The 18,689-nt window shown below is 43.1% G+C and carries 17 protein-coding genes and 1 pseudogene; 15 read left to right on the top strand and 3 right to left on the bottom strand.

Translation table 11 applies throughout. The features are described 5' to 3' along the window. The 3 genes and pseudogenes from BCT81_RS08335 to BCT81_RS08325 form a co-directional block, all read left to right on the top strand. Nucleotides 1-570: pseudogene (locus BCT81_RS08335) on the top strand (IS6 family transposase); the annotation flags it as partial. Nucleotides 571-722: 152 nt separating this feature from the next. After that, complete coding sequence (locus tag BCT81_RS08330) at nucleotides 723-2,171, top strand: YfcC family protein (RefSeq protein ID WP_102423821.1); 1,449 nt, start codon at nucleotides 723-725, stop codon at nucleotides 2,169-2,171. Nucleotides 2,172-2,441: 270 nt separating this feature from the next. Continuing rightward, on the top strand, nucleotides 2,442-3,545 hold the full coding sequence (locus BCT81_RS08325) for an ISAs1-like element ISVba1 family transposase (RefSeq protein WP_102423820.1): 1,104 nt from the start codon (nucleotides 2,442-2,444) through the stop codon (nucleotides 3,543-3,545). Between the two features lie 562 nt (nucleotides 3,546-4,107). On the opposite strand, the gene BCT81_RS08320 is transcribed toward BCT81_RS08325, so the two are convergent. Next, a complete protein-coding gene (locus BCT81_RS08320; protein WP_157938864.1) occupies nucleotides 4,108-4,869 on the bottom strand; it encodes a DsbA family protein in 762 nt (253 codons plus the stop codon). A 178-nt stretch (nucleotides 4,870-5,047) separates the two neighbouring features. Here BCT81_RS08320 and BCT81_RS08315 point away from each other — a divergent pair, with 178 nt between their 5' ends. Next, complete coding sequence (locus BCT81_RS08315; RefSeq protein ID WP_102423818.1) at nucleotides 5,048-6,058, top strand: hypothetical protein; 1,011 nt, start codon at nucleotides 5,048-5,050, stop codon at nucleotides 6,056-6,058. On the opposite strand, the gene BCT81_RS08310 is transcribed toward BCT81_RS08315, so the two are convergent. Together BCT81_RS08310 and BCT81_RS08305 are read right to left on the bottom strand one after the other, a co-directional pair. Beyond that, nucleotides 6,055-7,485: a DnaB-like helicase C-terminal domain-containing protein gene (locus BCT81_RS08310; protein WP_157938863.1), complete on the bottom strand. Its 1,431-nt coding sequence runs from the start codon at nucleotides 7,483-7,485 to the stop codon at nucleotides 6,055-6,057. The genes BCT81_RS08315 and BCT81_RS08310 overlap by 4 nt on opposite strands. A 158-nt stretch (nucleotides 7,486-7,643) precedes the next feature. After that, nucleotides 7,644-8,015, bottom strand: coding sequence for a hypothetical protein (locus BCT81_RS08305; RefSeq protein WP_198596857.1), 372 nt, complete (start codon nucleotides 8,013-8,015; stop codon nucleotides 7,644-7,646). A gap of 331 nt (nucleotides 8,016-8,346) precedes the next feature. Here BCT81_RS08305 and BCT81_RS08300 point away from each other — a divergent pair, with 331 nt between their 5' ends. The 11 genes from BCT81_RS08300 (at nucleotide 8,347) to BCT81_RS08245 (ending at nucleotide 18,471) form a co-directional block, all read left to right on the top strand. Further along, nucleotides 8,347-8,799, top strand: coding sequence for a hypothetical protein (locus BCT81_RS08300; RefSeq protein ID WP_133152591.1), 453 nt, complete (start codon nucleotides 8,347-8,349; stop codon nucleotides 8,797-8,799). A gap of 37 nt (nucleotides 8,800-8,836) precedes the next feature. Then, entirely contained in the window at nucleotides 8,837-9,016 is a 180-nt protein-coding gene (locus BCT81_RS08295; protein WP_102423814.1) for a hypothetical protein, read from the top strand. Nucleotides 9,017-9,065: 49 nt separating this feature from the next. Beyond that, complete coding sequence (locus BCT81_RS08290) at nucleotides 9,066-9,362, top strand: hypothetical protein (RefSeq protein ID WP_133152590.1); 297 nt, start codon at nucleotides 9,066-9,068, stop codon at nucleotides 9,360-9,362. Between the two features lie 281 nt (nucleotides 9,363-9,643). Further along, entirely contained in the window at nucleotides 9,644-9,925 is a 282-nt protein-coding gene (locus BCT81_RS08280; RefSeq protein WP_102423811.1) for a hypothetical protein, read from the top strand. Between the two features lie 376 nt (nucleotides 9,926-10,301). Continuing rightward, nucleotides 10,302-10,781 carry a lytic transglycosylase domain-containing protein gene (locus BCT81_RS08275; protein ID WP_102423810.1) on the top strand — a complete coding sequence of 160 codons (480 nt, stop codon included), beginning with the start codon at nucleotides 10,302-10,304 and terminating at the stop codon, nucleotides 10,779-10,781. Nucleotides 10,782-10,894: 113 nt separating this feature from the next. Continuing rightward, nucleotides 10,895-11,254, top strand: coding sequence for a hypothetical protein (locus BCT81_RS08270; protein ID WP_102423809.1), 360 nt, complete (start codon nucleotides 10,895-10,897; stop codon nucleotides 11,252-11,254). Between the two features lie 114 nt (nucleotides 11,255-11,368). After that, nucleotides 11,369-13,321 (top strand): helicase-related protein, encoded by a 1,953-nt coding sequence (locus BCT81_RS08265; protein ID WP_102423808.1) that lies wholly within the window; start codon nucleotides 11,369-11,371, stop codon nucleotides 13,319-13,321. A 69-nt stretch (nucleotides 13,322-13,390) separates the two neighbouring features. Further along, a complete protein-coding gene (locus BCT81_RS08260; protein WP_102423807.1) occupies nucleotides 13,391-14,092 on the top strand; it encodes a hypothetical protein in 702 nt (233 codons plus the stop codon). A gap of 242 nt (nucleotides 14,093-14,334) precedes the next feature. Continuing rightward, entirely contained in the window at nucleotides 14,335-15,102 is a 768-nt protein-coding gene (locus BCT81_RS08255; protein WP_102423806.1) for a hypothetical protein, read from the top strand. After that, on the top strand, nucleotides 15,099-15,800 hold the full coding sequence (locus BCT81_RS08250) for a TraV family lipoprotein (RefSeq protein WP_086714968.1): 702 nt from the start codon (nucleotides 15,099-15,101) through the stop codon (nucleotides 15,798-15,800). Before BCT81_RS08255 ends, BCT81_RS08250 begins: the two co-directional genes overlap by 4 nt. A 13-nt stretch (nucleotides 15,801-15,813) precedes the next feature. After that, nucleotides 15,814-18,471, top strand: coding sequence for a TraC family protein (locus BCT81_RS08245; protein ID WP_081230272.1), 2,658 nt, complete (start codon nucleotides 15,814-15,816; stop codon nucleotides 18,469-18,471). Nucleotides 18,472-18,689: the final 218 nt, after the last annotated feature.

The following is an 18,689-nucleotide window of genomic DNA, read 5'->3' as shown; positions in this document are numbered from 1 at the left end:
GGGCCTATCCTACATAAGAAGTTACGCCGTTATCAATTCACTCGTATCGACACCTCCTGGCAGCTTGATGAAACTTACGTCAAGGTGAAAGGCAAATGGCATTATCTCTACCGAGCCATCAATAAACGTGGGGAAACCCTGGATTTCTTTTTCTCTCGTAAACGCAATAAAGAGGCGGCTTATCAATTCCTAAAACGCTGCTTACGCCGCTATAAAACGTCCTTTCACCCCCAAACATTGAATACTGATAAACATTCGTCTTATGGTAACGCCATTGCTCGCCTCACGAGTGAAGGCCGTTTACGGCAAGATGTAGAACATCGGCAAGTGAAATATCTCAACAATGGCATTTAATCTGACCACGCTCCGATTAAAAAGCTTATCTAAGCCACAGGTGGATTCAAGGTGCGAAAGCGGGCCTGGTCAACGATTCAAGGTTTTGAAGGGATCCGCATGTTGAATAAAGGCCAGTTTGATTTTTGGTTACGTCGCGATGAGCCAAAACTGAGGGTGCAGGAGAGATCCGCCTTCCTCAATGAACTCTTCAATATCTTTGGAATATACGCATGAAATGAAGTGCTCATATGGGCGCTTCAGACACATATTCCATTTTTGCAACAAGCCCCAATATACACCTGATAAGTGTCAGTGTATTTACAGTCTATAAATCATTAGTCGCTAATTCACATCACTTCTATTTAAGATGATGTAAGGAGATAGCCATGACAACTCAAACGATGCCAAGCGAGAAAAAAAAGGGCGGCTTCTTTGCCAACTTTAAATTCCCTTCTGCTTATACCATTCTATTTATTTTAATTGCATTCGTTGCTCTACTGACCTGGATTGTTCCAGCGGGTCAATATGACCGAGCAATGAATGAAGAATTAGGCCGAGAAGTGCCGGTAACCGGAACCTATCAAGCGGTTGAAGGTAACCCTCAAGGCGTGATTGACGTGCTGCTAGCGCCGATTGATGGCTTCTACGACCACAATAGCTATGAAGCTGCTGCAATCGACGTTTCACTGTTCATTCTGATCATTGGTGGCTTCTTAGGGCTCGTCACCAAGACTGGTGCAATTGATGCTGGTATCGAACGCGTCACCGCACGCCTCGAAGGGCGAGAAGAGTTGATGAGACCAATACTGATGGCACTGTTTGGCGCTGGCGGTACTGTCTATGGTATGGCGGAAGAATCACTCCCATTCTATACGCTTCTTGTACCTGTCATGATGGCGGCTCGCTTTGACCCTCTAGTGGCAGCTGCAACTGTACTTCTAGGCGCGGGCATAGGGGTGTTAGGTTCCACCATTAACCCATTCGCAACGGTTATCGCAGCAAACGCCTCTGGCATTCCATTTACTGACGGTATCGTACTACGTGTGGCAATGCTGATTATTGGTTGGGGCATCTGTGTCGCTTACGTCATGCGTTACGCAAGAATGGTGCAAGCAGACCCAAGCAAGTCGATTGTGTATGACAAGTACGAAGAAAACAAAGCGCACTTCCTTGGCAATTCAAGCGGAGAAAAACTGGAATTCACTGCGACTCGTAAACTGATTCTGACTATTTTTGGTGGCTCATTCGCGGTAATGATTTACGGCGTATCCGTTGCTGGATGGTGGATGGCAGAGATCTCTGCAATGTTCCTAGCGGCGACCATCATTGTTGGTATTGTGGCTCGCATGAGCGAAGAAGAGTTTACCTCAAGCTTCATTGACGGCGCACGTGACCTGCTCGGTGTAGCGCTAATCATAGGTATTGCACGTGGTATTGTGGTGGTGATGGACCGCGGTATGATCACCGATACGATTCTATTCTCTGCAGAGCAAATGGTCACCGGGCTCTCATCAGTTATCTTTATTAACGTGATGTTCTTCCTAGAGATTCTATTGTCATTCTTAGTGCCATCAACATCTGGCCTAGCGGTACTAACCATGCCTATCATGGCGCCATTGGCTGACTTTGCTGGTGTTGGTAGAGACCTTGTGATTACCGCTTACCAATCGGCTTCAGGCTTAGTAAACCTCATTACCCCAACCTCTGCGGTGGTAATGGGTGGCTTGGCGATAGCTCGTGTGCCTTACGTACGCTGGGTGAAATGGGTCATGCCATTGATCGGTATCTTAACGGTGTTCTGCATCGTTGTACTGAGTATTGGTGCGCTTATCTAGCATCCCTTAAGCAAGCACATTTCCATTCAAAGCCGCTTCGATAGCGGCTTTTTTAGCTCTATCGCTAGCTCAGCCAATTTACCGTTACTGCGGCCCATAGCGAACTCAGCAGCTCCCGAGAAGCGCTATCTCACCACTCCTACTCATCTTCAAACATCACAAGGGCGGGATCGAACTTTAACCATTGAAAATAATGGATTTATTTTACAGGGAACTTTTTTAGATAATCACGATCTGATCATGAAGTAAAAAAACATGAGAAATTCGCACATGATTATCATTGAGCAACTTAAAAAAGTGAAAGATACCCGTTCGCACATCAATCAAGTTTATCCTGTTATGGAAGTCGCTTTCGTGGTCATAACAGCCATGATTTGTGGTCAAAATAAATGGACAGAGATTAAGGATTTCGGTGAAGGAAATATCGAGTGGTTACGTGAGTATTTCCCCTACGAAAATGGTCTTCCCACTCGACATAATATAGCTGCGATCATGAGATCCGTTGTGCCAGAGACGCTATTGGAAGCTATGGTGGGCTGGGTCAATTTGCACAGAGAGAAGCATGCTCAGCCTATAATCAGTGTTGATGGGAAGGTTCTAAAAGGGGCAAAAGCAAGCAAACAACAGCACCCCCTCTATATGGTTTCGGCATTTGATGTAGACGAGGGTTTGACTCTCACACACCAACCTTGTGACGGCAAAGGTATGGAGCTGCTAGCAATAAGAAACATGCTAGACGCTTTAGATATCAAAGGATGTTTATTAACTGCTGATGCCCTGCATTGTCAGGTTGAAACACTGAATAAAGTAGTTGATAAAGGTGGAGATATCCTAGTACAAGTTAAACTGAATCAACCAAGTTTATTAGCAGAAATTGATGTGCAATTCCAAGACTATTGGGCTTTGCCTGAAGATAAACAGGAATCATACATCACGGAAGAGAAAGGGCATGGTAGAAAAGAGGTTCGTGAGGTTTACGTGCTTCCTGCAGCCTTCAGCGAAGCACTCAGACAGAAGTGGTGTCTCGTAAAAAGCATTGTTGCAGTGGTAAGAGATAGGAGTGTCAAAGGGAAAGGAAGTTATGAAACCTCGTACTATATTTGCACAGACCATTTATCTTTAGAGTTAGCCTCAAAGGCAACAAGAAAGCATTGGCATATTGAGAATCAGCAGCACTGGGCGTTGGACGTAATTTTCAAAGAAGACGAGCAGCGAATTTACGCTAGGGATTCAGCGTTGAATATGGCTTGTTGTCGTCGCTTTGTGCAGAACCTATTTAGAAAATCAGAGGGTAACTTGTCTGTACCAAGAAAGATGAACCAAGCCGCATGGAATAAAGATTACAGGGAAAAAGTTCTTTTTACATCAGATTAACAAAGTATATTCGCGCCCTTAGCCTATCCCCAGGTTATCCGACTTTTCACCACACGTAACTGTCACCACACAGCACGCCAAAGAAGACTGTGACAATCTGCTTAGGTGTGCTGTGTGACGTTTGCTACACGCGGTGAGGGATCAGTGAAAAATACATTTTCAATAAATTCAGTCGAGGACTGGTATGATCAACGGGACATATCACCCGACTAATAAGGGAACTACCGGATAGTGGTAGAGAACTTAGAAGGTTTTGAGAACTGAATTAATTATAATTATGCTAGGCGGTTTTGTATAGTTTATATCCAAAGTGGTTGGCGTAACTTTGAACTTGGTGAAGCAGCCGCAGGAAAGGTTGTGGCACAATGATGACACGCTTGTAGCAATATAGTGATTACGTTGTGGTACTACAGCTAAAAAAAACCCCCGAAGAACGGGGGAGTATGTGTGGTGATTTCGTAGTTATGCCTTACTACTTGTAGTTAGTCTGCTCCACTCCCTCCTTGGAGTGACTTTGCAGGGCCATACGAGTAAATACCTCCACACCAATATACGATGCTTCCTATTTACTAACTGCCTGCCTATTAGTTTGGTTTACCAGTTGGCTATACTGAAGGTTCACTTCTTCGATCATCTGTTGACGACTGATTAGGCCCCCAAACTTTTTTTCACCAATATAAAAAGTTGGAGTTCCAGTAAGTTTCAGATCTCTAAAAAGTTTATTATTTTTATTTAAAATAGCACTTACTTGTGACGAATTCGCAGTCTTTTTGATAAGCGTACTGTCTAGCCCCATCAGTTCAGCAAGCTCGTATGCCTTCTGTGGGATGGACTGCTGCATTGAAAGAAGCTCTTTGTGGAATGCTGGATACGCATTGGGAGAGATCTGATTTACAGCAATGGCTATCTTCGCTAATTCAGCCGAATTAGGGCCTAAAATCGACACATCTTTATACACGAATCGGATGCGTTTGTCTTTACCTATTAGGGGAGCCAACTCTGTTGCACCTCTCTTACATACCCCACATGCGTAGTCAAAAAATTCTACGATAGTGATCTCTCCAGCTTCATTAAGAACTGGCGTATCTTCATCATAATACAAAGATTTTGAAAACATTTGTTTATGCTTCATTGTTTGGTATGTCCTCACGGATTCCACTCCTGCGATTAAGAGTTCAGGGTTTGATTGGAACGCTTTCATAAGCATCGAGTTGAATTGTTGTTGTGACATTTCAACTTCAGAAGCTGATGCGGTAGCTGCAGAACCAATTGCCAAAATTGTGAATAAAGTCGTCGCTGTCTTCTTGAACAAAGGTGCCATCATTAGATTCCTCGATTTGAGTGGTCGTAACATAGTGCTCGATGAACAACGTTATGTTTTCAATTAAGAGAACTTTTTTTCGAGATAGATTGAAACGGGGGGAGAAAATTGACGCGATGATCGGGGAAAACCATAATGAGTTTACCCACCCCAGTTATGAAAAAATGTATGGAGCGTTACTATGGACCCGATCAGTAGAATGAATTCCCTCATTACAGAAAGCTTTAATTCTGTAAAAGAATCGCAATCAGAAGTGCTTGAAACATTGGCCACTACAACAAGGAAGGTGTTCAAAGAAATTACTCAAACAACACCGAATTGGAGGCAGATGCTTTCAGAAATTGCCAATGATGCAACTTGCGCCAATTATGTTGGCCACGTTGTCTCTAACAGACACACTCCAGCAGAGCTACTTCAGTCACAGGCAACTGACGACTTTGTTCTTAACGAATTACAAGTGACAGCGTTCGTGGTTTACGAAATGGTGGAACGAGGTTGCCCTGAGCCGACTCAGCTCAAAGATTTGAATACTGCTATCCAGAACGTAACGCTGAAGTCATTAAACAGTTTCCGCAAGTTACTACGCCGCCATAACTATGATATCGACTATCTTTCAGATCGTGTTCAAGAGGCTGCCTTGGAAACGATTCGTGCTGCACGCTGCTATAAGCATACGGGTATAGCGAGCTTTGATACTTACGCGAGCGCTCGCGTTAAGACCGTTGTATCAAGAAAAGAGCTCCACCATACACTGATGGTGAAAGTATCAGACCGGGACATCTCAGGCGCGTATTCAAAAGCAATTGAAATTAATTCCGAGAAAACCAACAACAAGCTGACCCCAGATTCCAGTGCATCATCGTACTTACCCAAACCACTGTACGACTTTGAGCAAGGTTCGAACGACAATCGATATGGGGTAACTAGTGGATGTAGCGACAATGTGGTGTCGGATTTGACGCATCTTAAGTTGAGACAGCACTTGATTGCCCAGTTAAAGACCCTCAATGCGAACGAGAAAATTGTGATCATGAATGAGATGGGATTAGTAGCCGGTACATTGAATCGAAACGACTTGGTTGAATCTCTCGGTTTCTCCTCGTCTCGATATACCCAAGTTAAGACAAGTGCCTTACAAAAGCTAGGCGCACATAAGTCACTTTCTAAGTCATGGGAACGTGCGCTTGCTTAGTTGATGAACTCAATTCCACTCCCATTGGGACTATTGTTTGGCAGAGTATCGTTAGTTTCGGTATTCTGCTTTTTGTTGTCAGTCCTTTGGTATTGATCAGCAATCGGTGACGCAGCTGGTGGTGCGCTTTGCGTGTAATTGAAGGAATCTTTAATTTGAGCGTATTTTCCAATAAAGGTTGTTTTTGCAGAGCCTATAGCTGATTTACGAGCTTTGCTAATAATCAAATGAGCGACACCAGGTTCATTTTGAGGATCATACATTTCCGGTCGATAAATAAAGCAGATGATATCCGCATCTTGCTCTAGCGAACCTGACTCTCGTAAGTCGGAATTCACTGGGCGTTTATCAGCACGCTTCTCGATATCGCGAGACAATTGGGATAGTGCTACAACAGGTACTTGTAACTCTTTCCCCAACGCTTTGAGCTGTCGTGATATTTCTGAGACTTCTAAATTTCTATTATCAGTTTTGTATTTTTCACTGGTTAGCAACTGAATGTAGTCCACACCAATACCAGAAATCTTTCCATTATGCTGCCGATAAAAGCGACGTGCGCGACGACACAACTCCTCGACGGTCATTGAACCGTCATCCATCTCAATATTGTAATCACCGGATCTACCTAGCGCAGATGAACAATCAGCCCATTGAGTATCACTCATGCTGGCGTTTCGAATATTACTCAGTGGTACGCTTGCCAAGTTAGATAGCAAATTCTCTCCAATCGATTCTGAGCTCATTTCAAGGGAGAAAAATAAGAATGGTGCATCGTTTTGATAACTTGAGTTTTTGATAACGTTCAGGAGTAAGGTGGTTTTGCCATGAGATGGACGGCCTGCAAGGATGATGAAATCTGCAGGTCGGAATCCACCAAGTGCTTCAAAGCATGCAAAGCCCGACTTAAATGCATTAAATTCCCCTTTGCTTCTGCGCTCCATGTTGTCCAGCGTTGCAGCAAAGGCATCTTTCAATGAAATTGGGCCTTGCTCATTGTCCTTTTCCACTTCGTCATAAGACTCAACAACAGAATGCATCGAACCTATGATTTCATCGGTCGTCTTGTTTGACGAACATTGTGTTAATAGCTTTTGAAGCTCCACCTGAAGTGTTCGTTTGTTGTTAGTGTCGTTGATTTGCGAAACATAGTCAGAAAGAGCATTTATGTTTGCTGGTTGCGCTAGTGACTCCATGGCAACTGTAGTAATCGCGTCGACTCCCTCTTGCCCATACTCAGCGTATACACGCGCTTTAATCGTGTTTAAATCGATTGATTGTTTATCTTCGTGCAATTTGAAGCAGGTATCGATGAGAACCCGTGTCGCTGTATCACTGACAACGTTAGTTTCTAGGTCGAGTTCGTCAATAACGCCATCGTGGGAGAGGATGAGGTTAATCACTGGGTGGTATAAATTAAACTTTAACATGGTAATGCCCATCGGATACTAGGACATAGTTGATACAACTTTTGAGAGTGAATTTAGAGAATTGAGTGGGGGAGGTGGTAGGGAAACCCAAAAAGTTAACAACGGAGTGGGTTCAATCGCAACAATCAAACGATTGGATTTTTGGGTTTCCCAAATTACTAAAGCGAGGCGTCGATGCCTCCCTCATAATCAAATTCGACGGACTCTGTGGGAGAGCTAATCAATGCGTCGATGATGTTATTGCGTCGTGTCGTGTGGTATTTGCCTGACGGAAGTTTTTGCATAAATCCATCGGTGACCTGGTTGATGTCCAACGAGTAGCCCAGCTTCGAAATCTCGCCATGAAGTTTAAACATCACGTTATCCGAGATGTAGTGATAAGCGGTACTGCGCGAGATGTTGGCGTAGGTTCGATAGAGCTCTTCACATGGTTCCATTTTGAACTCATCTTCCAAAAGACTTGAGCTGCATTGAGAAAATAACAAGTTTACTCGTGCATCTAAGTAATCGGTGCGGCTGGGTGTGAGCATATACACGGCCAAACACGCGAAGGCGACAATTAAGCACGCAGCGGTTCTGACAGGGACACACTTTGTATTCATTTCCATAACGTTTCCAGTTCCATTCATCAAGACAACCAGTACGAGAAATATGGCATAGACACTGACGTAGAAATGTAATTAGTGGGACTATTTTATCTGTTTACCTCATTTGAAGACGATCCCTCATCATGTGATTGGGTTCGAGTGCCATTGTCAAATAAGAAGCTTAAATGGCTTCGCTAATTCGTAAACCCAAGTGATTAGACGTGTATAACTGACAGTCAGAGTCTAAATCTTCTTAGAGTTGCCGAGGTAGTTAATGAAAAAGATGGTTGTGTTGTTGAGTTTGATGACGGTCGCTTCGGTTGCACTCGCTGATAATTCAAATAGTGAAACGACGCTAAAGCTCCCTGCAAATTCAGTTGCTTGCTATGGAACAGTTGCAGGAATGTGTGATTTCCAGCGGGCTCCAATTACTCATGAACAATTGGTTTCAAATATTGCCGGAGAACCTAGCATCGTCACGTCGATACACTATTTTGTTGACCGAGATGACAAGATCATTCTTGAATATACGACGGTGGAGATGGACTACATAAAAAGGATGTCGAATTACATCGGTGTTCGTGCATTGGGCATTGGTGGGTATTTTGGATTAGGTGACGATAAAAATGAGTACTTAACTCAACAGCAATCGATAGTCTCTAAAGAATGCCCAAAGAAGAACGGATGCCAAATTCTTATTGAGTATATTGATAGCTTGCGTGATTAAGTGAAAACAAAACATCGATTCATAGAAGGCCGATGAAATGTTTAAAAATAGAGAGTTACAAATGATAGCTGACTGGTGCAATGAACGAGAAATCTTACCGAATCGTGTAGTCATTTTGGATGTAAAAGCGGCATGTCGTTCGCTCGGTATTGCCATGGAGCATTCAGTATCAAATGAGGAAATAAAAGAAATTGAATCGTTAATGCTGAAGCAGTAAATACAACATGGATATTGAGGGGAAAATGGTCAGTTCAGAGCAGAATTCAATGGATAAGAAAACGGGCATAACACTAGCGGTTGGTATTCTGACGGTGCCTATTTTGATGCTCAGTATGGTTGTGTACGGCATAGCAACAAGCCCAAATGAATTGGTGCAAAGCAAATCCCTAACCGTTGTTACCAAGTTTTCTTTATTCAATAGAACAGTACTACTTCTAAGTGACGACGGTTTTTACAACACGAGTCGCGCTTTCTCGTTCAATTTAGAGCATGGCGACGAACTGACACTAAACCTATACCAGAATAACCGTGAAGAACTTTGCATTTTAGATAAATGTGAATAAAGAGCGTTCGTACAAAGGAGAAATGAAGTGTGCCTTATACATACAAGTTGATCTGCGAACAATTCTATTTCATTGGATATGAACAGCTTTTTCTATCACGCAAGTTCAGGCGAGTTATTGCTAAAACTGAAATGCACCGAGCATGGTTGGCGGGAAATCAAGGAAACATAGGTGTGGCTGAAGGCGTTTTATATAGAGAATGGTTCACTGATCGTAAGCATCATACAAATGCCACTTTCAAGCAGCTATGGCGCTGCATAAGTCGATAACGAGGGAAAACAATGCATGTAGCAAAACCAAACTTCGCAGCAACAATTCATTTCACTGTTGGTATCAAGAAAAGTGCAGCTGTCACTAAAGTTGATGAACGTTGGCTAAACTCTCTTGAAGGTTGTGACGTGTTTGAAAATGACCTCATCGACGAAGGTGCAACAGCGGTTCTTGAATGCGTTGGAATTGATTTGGATGAAGAAGGTTCATTTGAAGTTGAAGTGCTTGGAGTTGCGAGATGTGAGGAGTCTCCTAACTACGAAATCGTAGAACTTAAACCTGTAGCTGCGTAACAAGCGAAAATGATTATGATTTTGCACACCAAATTATCGGATTTTTCACTTACAAGATCGATATTATGCTTTGTCTCTGCGTTTATGGTAAATGCAGTGTTAGCTTCATATTGGTGTCACTATTTTGATTTTGGTATTCCTACAGAACGATTCTCTCAATGTGGGAACGGTGTAGACACACCGTTCTGGATTGGCCTTTTACCACTGATTTTTCTAGCTGTAGAATGGCCCTTTCTCGGGTACTTCCCTCATCAAAAACCTCCGCTTAACGAGTGAAGGTTAAAGATGAAGAGAAAAGGTGTATCACCACAGGAACATACTTAGTCAGCACTTATGAACTGACTTTCAATCATTGGCCACGAAAAGGAGAATCACTGTGTTTTTCTTGCCAGATATCCATGACACCAAATTAGATACTGTTGCTCTATCCAACGCGAGTAGATGCAGCATTGTTGCTGAAGTCGCTGGAGAGAAGTATGTCCCAAGAGACTTCCTTAACTTACTTGTGGTTGGTGAGGGGGGCAAAGTCGGCAGCAAAGTAAAAAATACTAACGATTCCTATGACTTGGGTCCCGCTCAGGTGAATACAATCCATTCAGAATACATCTTACGAAACTATCCTAATAAGTCTTGGGTAGATGTTGCCACTGACCCTGATCTCAATATCCGCATCAGTGCCGATATATTCAAAGGATGCCTCACCTACGCTAAGGGGCATGTCTGGGAAGCTGTCGGTTGCTATAACTCAAAGACCGTCAACATCAAAACAAACTACTTGATCAGAACAATGCAAACCTGGGACTACATTCAGAAACGACCCGCCTTGAACTGTTCTAAATATTGGTATCAAGATTAGACATACCTTAGTTTTCAAACCTCGCAAATAGTAGCCCCAATTTCCTTCGCTATTTAGCAAAACCTCACAAAAACATGACTAATATGGATTACTCATGTTTATAGGAATTCACTATGTCCATACGTATAAATCGAAAGACACTGACCCTATGTGGTGTACTCGTGCTATCTGGTGCTCTTGTCTTAAAGTTCTCTTCTTCTTTTTTCGATGACACTCATGCCTACGTTGGTCAATGGAGCTCTGTATCGTCGGATGGCTCTGCAGAATTTAACGTCGGAGCTGACTACATTGAGGCGTTTGGGAAGCGATTACCCGTTGACGTGATCGTTAATGATGATGGCTCTGTGTTGGCTCAGTCTCCAAACCAAAACTTTAGAATCACGAAAACCACCAGCGGTGTTGAGTTGACTGTTACGCGTAGGTACATCGAAGAACCGGTCGAGAAGGTTTATGAGTTGACTCTAAAGCAGTAAGCGCTCGTAAAGACGTTTTAAATTGGCTTCATATTACTGAGAGTCATCCAAACTAAATGATAGTGCTCAGGTGTGTATAACTACTGCATTATTGAATCAGAATGAAGCGCGAGAATGCTGGATCTAAAGTACATCAAAGACACATTTAAAGTTCCTGTTTGGCAAGTGTTGTTGCGATTACCTCAATCGTACCTAGACACGCGACAAGTGGTATCCGACTTTTCCTATCTTACGGATAGTGACTGTCTGGTTGTCCAAGGGACTGTGACCTCTATTTCTGAATCATACAATCGAACGACCGTCATTAATGGAAGCATTGTTGACTCCCGAAACGTCGCTCAACGTTTTTCTCATTTTGCCAAATTAGACAGTGACTACGGACAAGAATTGGCAAGTCGAATTAATGAGCGTGGGTATTACTTGTGCAAAGTGAAGCAAGTAGGAAACGCGCTGTTTATCAACCACCCGCAGCCATTGAATGAAAAATTCATTGGTAAAATCACTCCGGTTTATAAAGTAAAAAATAAGCAACTCAAAGGTCTGAAGTATGCCGAGGTTCTAGAGCAGCATATTGACGAATTGATACCTTTGACGGCTAGAAAGATACGAGAAGAGTTAGCGAAACTAAACCTAAGCAACGGGAAAATTAGACGGTTATTAGAAGCGCACTCGTTGTGTTTAGAAGATGTTTTGAGATTTGTGCATTTCCCAAATTCATTGGAAGAAAGTGAACAATGCAACGCTATCCTACAAAGAATAGCCGCTACTTTGTTGTTCTCAGAAGTGGAAGGCGAACCAAATTTAACTCACCCATTGCAGCTCGAAAAAGCCGATACATATTTCAACGATGCGGTCCCATTCCAATTGACGGATGAACAATTGGATGCCGTGAGCGGTATCAAAGCCGCGATTAACAATAGAGCACCACGAAGTGTCTTATTCGGAGATGTGGGAACGGGGAAAACCGTCATTGGCGCGATACTGACACGTCATGTTGTTGATGCTGGTGGTTGTGTCGTCATTATGGTTCCCAACCTAATATTAGGAGCCCAAATCTATAAAGAGATCGACAACTGTTGGCCAGATATTGGCATCGAGTTTTTATTGTCTGAGAGTGAGCATGACAACTTCGTAGGTAAAGGCTATCGATGCATCAACGAGATGACAAAAAACACCCGTGTCGTGATTGGTACGACGGCTTTGCTCCATCATCACAACAATATGCCTATCGATCTTCTTTGGATCGACGAAGAGCAAAAAATGGGGCTTGAACAAAAAGAAGCCACATTAATAACTCATGGCCGGACACATCTGTTGTTGTCTAGTGCTACGTGCATTCCTAGAACGCAAGCGATGATGAGTTTTGGCATGCTACCGTACTTCAAATTAACCAAGTACCACACACCTAGAGAAGTGATCACTACCCGTTACGAGCATACCCAAATCGATGAGGTTATCTGTCGAGTAGAAGAACGCATTAATCGAGGTGACAAGGTGTTAATTATTAGCACCATGAAAGGTGAATCCAAAGCTCAAGCTGTTTCACACAGAGCCAGTGCTGAACAACTCTTTGATGACTGGAAAGCGATGTATGGCGACATCGTAAAATTGTCCCATGGTGGATTGTCCAAACAAGACAACGAACTTGCGATTAATGCGATGAAGTCCGGTGAGGGAAAAATATTGATTGCGACCACATTGATTGAGGTCGGGATAACAATACCAAAACTAAACTATGTCGTTGTGCTTAACCCAGAAAATTTAGGGGTGGTGACTCTTCACCAAATCCGAGGCCGCGTAGCACGAGAAGGAGGGATCGGGCATTGCGACCTACTGCCTACTACCCAACTCAAAACGCCATCCATAGACCGACTGGATTTGTTGGTCAATCACTCTGATGGGTTCAGTTTGGCAGAGGCTGACTTGCAATTACGGGGTATGGGGGACTTAAAGAATGGTAACAATCAGTCAGGAACGTCGAAATGCATTTTGGTCGACCAAAAATTATCACTTGGTCTGCTAACCGATACCTTAGAAAGACTATCAAGAAAGGTATCAGAAACCTAAAGCCAAAATAAATATCTTAAACTGACATCACGCGCAATAAATGACAGTCAGACTACGGAGAGCATCATTATGCTAATTAAATACAAAAATTATTCTGATCTGGATGATTCTACTTTAGAACATATGGATAAATTGAAGTGCTCTGAATTATTCCATCAATTGAAAATTCAATTTGAGCCAATGTGCGGATCTACTTACTGTTTCGGGGATATTTTCAATACACAAATTAATCAAACTGAGATTGTAGAACATAACTGGATGGTTTCAATACCAATTCAAAACCAACTATTCACACTTGATAGTGTTAGAGAGTCAGTACCGGAAAATGAGAAAGGGATTAATGTCCGTTGTTTTCTTGATCAGAATCTCTATGAGCTAATTTTCTTTGTCGACCCTAGAAACCCAAAAGAATTGATCGGGTTTTGCAGCTTAAGTAAGTTTGAACATAACGATGATGGGTACTATTCGATTAGAATCGTTTTGGAAATGATCTACGTGAAGCCCAAGTTTAGAAATGGAATTCGAGGTCAGATAATGGCCTATGAGACTGGTCGCTTGATATCTAGTCAAAAAGTGTTTGATGAATTTAACAACGAATATCGATATGTGGACGTCGAAGTTGCTGGTCAAGGAACAAACGCAGGAGGTCGAGCATGTTTAGAGCGGTTTTACCTTGGCATCAATTTCCACCTCGGCGGCATAAGTATTGAAGATAAAGATGGTTGTGACATTGAAATACCATCTAACGTTATTTTGTGCGATGAATATTAGCGATTTGTTCTTGCTTTAATACAAGCTCTAAAGGAGGAGTTCATCAACACAATACCGTGCGATATATACTGAGAAAGCGAACCTCATCTCCTCATTACTGCAAATTGAAATCCATTCTTAACTGCAACACATCACCTCTTTCTCCAATCAGAAAGTCAATTAAGCCGTGAAATAAGGCTCACTAATTTAAATTCTGCATATCTAAGTTTGGCAAACTCGTGGGACTAACTAGGAGTGTTGCTATGAAATGGTCAAACAAAATTCACAGAATATTGGGTTTAGGGTTGCTTGCCAGCACTCAAGCAACTGCTGAACCCCCGACGCAAGATTTCCTCAATGCCGACATCAACGTGGTTTCCAGTTATGAAGTTGAAACCGACAAGCTGATTATGATGGAGCTGGACACAGGTGAAATGTTATTGGCCACCGGTGATGGAAAATTTCTTATTAAGGGCGGTTCATTGTTCTCAACTGTCCACACCAAATTCGTTAACTCCCCTCAAGAACTTTACGCGGCGTCACATGTCGACTTGAAGAAAATGAAAATCAACCCAGAAGAAGATTTTGCGGGGTTTAACTTAAACCCGTTAGCCAAGGTATTCGGAGGGACACTCTTTATTGCACCAACGGGATGTAAACATTGCGGTGACTTCGTTGAAATCCTTGAGAAACAACACCCAGATAAAAGGTTCCGTATAGCCATCGTGCCAGTCTTTGATGATAAGGAGTATGAAAACACGTTGTTAGCACAATGTTCCGATGATCCGGACAAAGCTCTACGCGCCTTATATGAAGGTACTTGGTCTGAAGCGAAATACCCCCGCCCACCGAATAGCCAATGTAAAGAAGCCATTACCAAAGTGAATTCAACTTACGCGTCTCTCCAAATAATGAGTCCGGGGCGTGTTGGGCTTCCTGCATTTTTTAACAATAAAACATCTTCCATCATTGGGCTACCAACGAGTAAGGCTCAACTCACGTCCATTATCGTAGAAGGAATCGACCTATGATTAAACAATCCATATTTATCTCATTTGCGCTGCTTACTTTAGCCGGTTGTTCTGTCGTAGGCGAAGAAGAGGGCGTGTGTCCAGGCGCGAAAAGTGGTGTAGCGTGTGCGTCCGTCCGAGAAGTTTATGAGCTAACCAATGTCTATAACAATGCTGAAGACTATGCGAAGGCGACAGGTGACGAACGTGTCATGGTCACAGACGAAGATGGCGAAACCATCACAGGGAAAGAATACAAAGAAAAATACGGAACGGACATTGAGGCTGACTCAGCATCAGTGAATGAAACCCAACAACACGCAAACTTTTCTCAAGCTCCAGCGTTAGCTTCACCCGAAGCGGCATATCAGCATTTACTTCTTCCGGCTCCAGAACCCCTAGCCATGCGAAAGCCTGCCGATATTGTCCGTACACTGGTGCGTCCATATACAGACAAAGAAACCTTACAGATCCCTGGTTATGGATTCATCGAAGCAACTCAGCGAACTTGGGTCGTCGATAGAAGCGCTAAGACCAATGACTCTCAATACGTCAATTTCCATGTCAGAAAGGAAAGCCAAGAGCAAAACTACGATGTGAATGATGATGGTCAGATTGGCGTCGAGTCACGCAATGCAAGACCGGCTATTAGCGACTCTGAGTTAAGAGAGAATGCGCGAAGTAATGCGAACTCGCTAATCGATCAACTGCGTCAATAAGGGGGCATATATCATGGGTGCGATTTCACGATTTTTTAAGCAATTCGAAAACTCCAAATTTGGCGATCTTCTCCCTGTCTTGGACTACAACCGAAAGCACAAATATTTCGAGCTCGAAGACAGTTACATTGGCTTAATGTACAAGATTGAAACGGTGCCAGCCGTTAACGATGAGTTACAGGAGCTATTAGAACAAATCTATAAGGCCGATTGGCCGGAAGACACGTTTATTCAGGTCTTGTTTTGGGCGAATGATAATTTAAGCCCTTTCACCAATAGCTTTTCTATGTACCACGGAGGTCGACAAACAGGTGAGGCAAACGACAGACTGAATTCGATTTCAAAGGGGCTGATTAACCACTTCCAGCAATCATCACAATCAGGGTTTGGTGATAGCGACTGTCGAGCTCGCATGTTTGATTGTTACTTCGTAGTGAAGGTTCCAATCAAAGGCAACTTTGGCGTGCCTACCAAAAAGGAACTTAAACACTTCAATAATCTACGTACTGATACAGAAGAGTCATTGAACAAGGTCGGCTTGTTCTGTACCCCGATGGATCAGTGGGGCTGGCTACACTTCATGCAAAGGCTCATGAACAGAAAGGACTCGTCAACTTGGCGCAAAGGAGACGTTAATAAAAACGAAGCCTACATGCCCCGAGATCAAGTTCAGGAGCAGGGCGGTAAAATCGAGTTTACCGATTCGAAGGTCATCATTGATGAGCGGCCTATATCGATGCTTACTCCCAAAGAATACCCAAAAACACTGGGTTTTGGTGACATGCTGAATGTCTTTAGTGATTGGCGATATGGGCATTCTACAGCATGGTCGAACTTCATGATTGTATTGAATGTCCATTACCCTAACTCTAAAAAAGAAGAGGGTAAGATTAAGCGTCGCCGTAAATACATGACAATGCAGGCAAACAACAAATTAGTAAATTGGAATGATACTGTTCGTTGGCAGCGAGCTGACTTTGATGAAGCTTTTACCAAAATTGAGCAAAAGAAGTCGAAGATGGTGAATGCGTATCTTCAGTTTATGATTTTTGGTGATGATGAGGAGCATTTAGAGACGGAGATTGCACGCTTCAAGAAAGTAGCTTCAACTCCTGCAGGATTCGAATTGGAAGAAGACAAGTACATGACTCCACCTATGTTCCTGCATTCATTACCTTTCGCACCAGACCCTGTGACTCGCAAAAGATTAGACCGCTATAACTTAGTACCGTCTGATGTCTGCGCGTTCATGAGCCCGATAATTTCCAGTTCATCTGGCAACTCACCAAGTAAACCTGTGATCCCCTTTGTAACCAGAGACATGTCGATGTTTGGGTTCAATCCTTTTGAAACCGATGGCTCAATGAACGGTATCGTTGTCGCGGAGTCGGGCTCGGGCAAGTCGGTTCTCGTCCAATACATTGTGACGTGCATATTGGGGTCAGGCAAGATGCCAAGCCAGCATCTATGGAACATGATGAATTTACCCAAGTCAGAAATCGATAAGCTGATGAAGACCGCTCAACATATTGCTGAAGCCAAGCGCGATGGTGGTATGGCAATGATTATCGATGTGGGTCGAAGCTACTACCGTTTGTGTGAAGCGTTGAATGGTCAATTTATCAGTTTCGGTCAAGATATGAAGTTCTCACTCAACCCTTTCCCGTCCATTGTTGAGTTCAGTGGTAAGGAAGGGCAGGCTGGTATGATTTTGGAAATGCTGTCGGTGATGGCAGAGCCCAATGGTACGCTCACGACGTTGCAGAAGCGTGGTATGACGACCATTTTGAAACTGATGTGGGATAAGCATGGTCGCGACTCAAGTGTCACTATCTTCGCTGATATGTGTTCTGCGAGCTCTCGTAAAGAGCTGAATGACATTGGTGAACAGTTAAAACCATTCCGTGAAGGCGAAATGTTTGGCGATATGTTTACGGTCAATAAGCCGCCCCCAACGCTGGACAACCCATTCATTGTCTGTGAATTAGAAGAGCTGAAGTCGCAACCGGAATTGCAGGTAATTGCCTTAATGCAGATCATCAACCTGTGTTACCAACATTTCTTCTTGGGTGATGCTCAAGCCGGTTCTCAGCGTCGTTCGAAAGCCTTCATTGTGGATGAGTGTTGGGAGTTCCTTCAAGAAAAGCAAGGGTCCACAGGTGCTAACCCAGTATCATCGTTCCTTGAGAGTGCCTTTAGGCGTTTTAGGAAGGTGGATGCTAGTGCTTGGATTATCACCCAATTGTTGAGTGACTTGTATGGTTCATCTGTAGGTAAAGCCATAGCCGCCAACTGTGTATATCGTTGCTTCCTGTATCAGAAATCAGACACGATTAATCAAGTTAAAAATGACAAGCTGGTGGCATTGTCAGACCAAGAATTCGAAATTCTCAAATCGATTAGGACCCGTAAAAATAGGTACTCAGAAATCTTCTTCCAAATTGGTGATGACATCAAAGAGGTTGTGCGTTTTTACGCGCCTCCTGCAATGCTGCTGATGTACTCCACGGACCCGAAAGACAAAATGGAATTAGCGGCTCTGATGGAACGGGGGTACACCCAAGACCAAGCCATCGATAAAATTTTAGAGACGCGTCGGGTCGAGTCATTTGCGACTGACATGGATGACTTGGAAAATGAAGACGAAGAACAAGTCGAAAACGCCGCATAACAATGTCCTTTCTTTGAAAGAAAATAAGTTATGCAAATGATCTCCCAAATAGGCAAGCAGGCTCCAAAACCTGCTTGTCAATTTAAAGTCCAAATTACCTTCCTTGTTTGAAAAACTTATTTCTACCGCTCCTTACAATGAAAATCACACCCCAACAATGGTCACTATGCAATGAAAATTCTAACTATGGTTTTAAGCACTTTGGTCTTCATGAGTTC

The sequence above is a fragment of the Vibrio sp. 10N.261.52.A1 genome, from assembly GCF_002876325.1.
GTDB classification, from domain to species: domain Bacteria; phylum Pseudomonadota; class Gammaproteobacteria; order Enterobacterales; family Vibrionaceae; genus Vibrio; species Vibrio chagasii.
This window is presented reverse-complemented; position numbering and strand designations above follow the sequence as displayed.